Origin of the sequence: Nguyenibacter vanlangensis (assembly GCF_013376155.1) — a bacterium.
Classification (GTDB): Bacteria; Pseudomonadota; Alphaproteobacteria; order Acetobacterales; family Acetobacteraceae; genus Gluconacetobacter; species Gluconacetobacter vanlangensis.
Genome location: NZ_JABXXP010000588.1, coordinates 1 through 1755, shown reverse-complemented (window position 1 = coordinate 1755; position 1755 = coordinate 1). Strand labels below are relative to the sequence as shown.

Genomic DNA, 1755 nt, shown 5'->3' with positions numbered 1-1755 from the left:
AGGCGGTCGCGGCCCTGCGGGACGCGGCGGCGCGCCAGGCCCGGCGACAGGCGGAATTCGCCGCTCTGCGCCACATGCCGATCCCCGCGTAAGTCCCGATTGCTGGAGAAGAATGCCATGACCGGACGCAAGACGATCGACCTGAACGCCGACCTGGGCGAGAGCTTCGGCCAGTATACGATCGGCAACGACGCGGCGATGCTGGATGTCGTGACCTCGGCCAACGTGGCATGCGGGTTCCATGGCGGCGACCCGGAAGTGATGGCCGCGACCTTTGCCCTGGCGCGCGCGAAGGGGGTCGCGGCCGGGGCGCATCCGGGCTTTCCGGATTTGTGGGGGTTCGGGCGGCGGGTCATGCCGTTTTCCACCGGCGAGATCGAGCGGATCGTCGCCTATCAGGTCGGCGCGGCGCGGGCGCTGGCGGCCTATGCCGGACACTGCATGACCTATGTGAAGGCGCATGGTGCGCTGGGCAACCTGACCGAGCGCGACCCGGCGGTGGCCGAGGCGGTGATCGAGGCGGTACGGCGCGTCGATCCGGCGCTGCCGGTGGTGGCGATCGCGCTGAGCCATCTGGAGCGGATCGGCCGCGCGCGGGGCATGACGATCTTTTCCGAGATCTTCGCCGACCGGGCCTATACCGAGGACGGGCACTTGGTGCCGCGCAAGGAACCGGGCGCCGTGCTGCATGACGCGGCGTTCGCCGCCGACCGGGTGGTGCGCATGGTGCGGGCGGGCGCGATCGAGACCGTGTCGGGCCGGATGCTGCCGACGCAGATCGATACGATCTGCGTGCATGGCGACAACGCCGAATCCGTCACCGTGGCGCGCCTGACACGTGCGCGGCTGGAAGCGGCGGGCATCGCCCTGCGCGCGCTGACCTGAAAGGCGGCGGCCATGATGCTGACGCTGGAGCAGATCGAGGCGCTGATGGCCCGGATGCGCGCGCTGGGCATCGCCGAGCTGGAATACCGGCATGGCGACCAGCAGATCCGCCTGGTGCGGGACGACGACGCGGCCGCTCCACATACCCCGCCGCCGGCCGCGACGCGAAACGGGATGGGGGATAAGCCCGCCGCCACGCCCGAGGTGATCGCCGCGACGATGTATGGGCAGTTCTATGCCGCGCCCGCCCCGGATGCCGCGCCCTTCGTCGGCGTGGGGGACAGGGTCGCGGCGGGGCAGCCGCTCTATGTCCTGGACGTGATGAAGACGCTGACGCGGATCGAGGCGGAATTCGCCTGCATAATCCGCGAGACGCTGTGCGCGAACGGACAGGCGGTCGAGCCGGGCACGCCGCTATTTGCCGTCACGCGGCTGGATGAGGCGCGGAATGGCTGAGATCCGCACCGTCCTGATCGCCAACCGGGGCGAAGTCGCCCTGCGCATCGCCCGGGCTTGCCGCCTGCTGGGACTGCGCAGCGTGGGGGTCTATTCCGAGGCGGATGCCGCGCTGGCGCATCTACGCCTGGTGGATGAGCGGATCTGCATCGGGCCGGCGGCGGCGTCGCACAGCTATCTGGACGGGGCGCGCATCCTGCGGGCGGCGGCGCTGACCGGGGCGGATGCGATCCATCCGGGCTATGGCTTTCTGTCGGAAAGCGCCGATTTCGCCGCCGCGGTCGAACGGGCGGGCCTGGTGCTGGTGGGGCCGTCCGCCGCGATCATGCGCATGATGGGTGACAAGATCGCGGCCAAACGGCAGATGCGGCGGTCGGGCGTGCCGTGCCTGCCCGGGTCGGACGGCGCGCTGCC

Annotated in this window: 3 protein-coding genes; all 3 read left to right on the top strand. The window is 70.7% G+C overall.

Annotated elements, in window-relative coordinates; all coding sequences use genetic code 11:
• The first annotated feature begins 117 nt into the window (after positions 1-117).
• Entirely contained in the window at positions 118-885 is a 768-nt protein-coding gene (locus HUK84_RS16990) for a LamB/YcsF family protein (protein ID WP_176641322.1), read from the top strand.
• Between the two features lie 12 nt (positions 886-897).
• Positions 898-1341 (top strand): acetyl-CoA carboxylase biotin carboxyl carrier protein, encoded by a 444-nt coding sequence (locus HUK84_RS16985; RefSeq protein WP_176641321.1) that lies wholly within the window; start codon positions 898-900, stop codon positions 1339-1341.
• On the top strand, positions 1334-1755 hold a 422-nt coding region (locus HUK84_RS16980; RefSeq protein WP_281362842.1), incomplete at its 3' end, for a biotin carboxylase N-terminal domain-containing protein. The genes HUK84_RS16985 and HUK84_RS16980, both read left to right, overlap by 8 nt.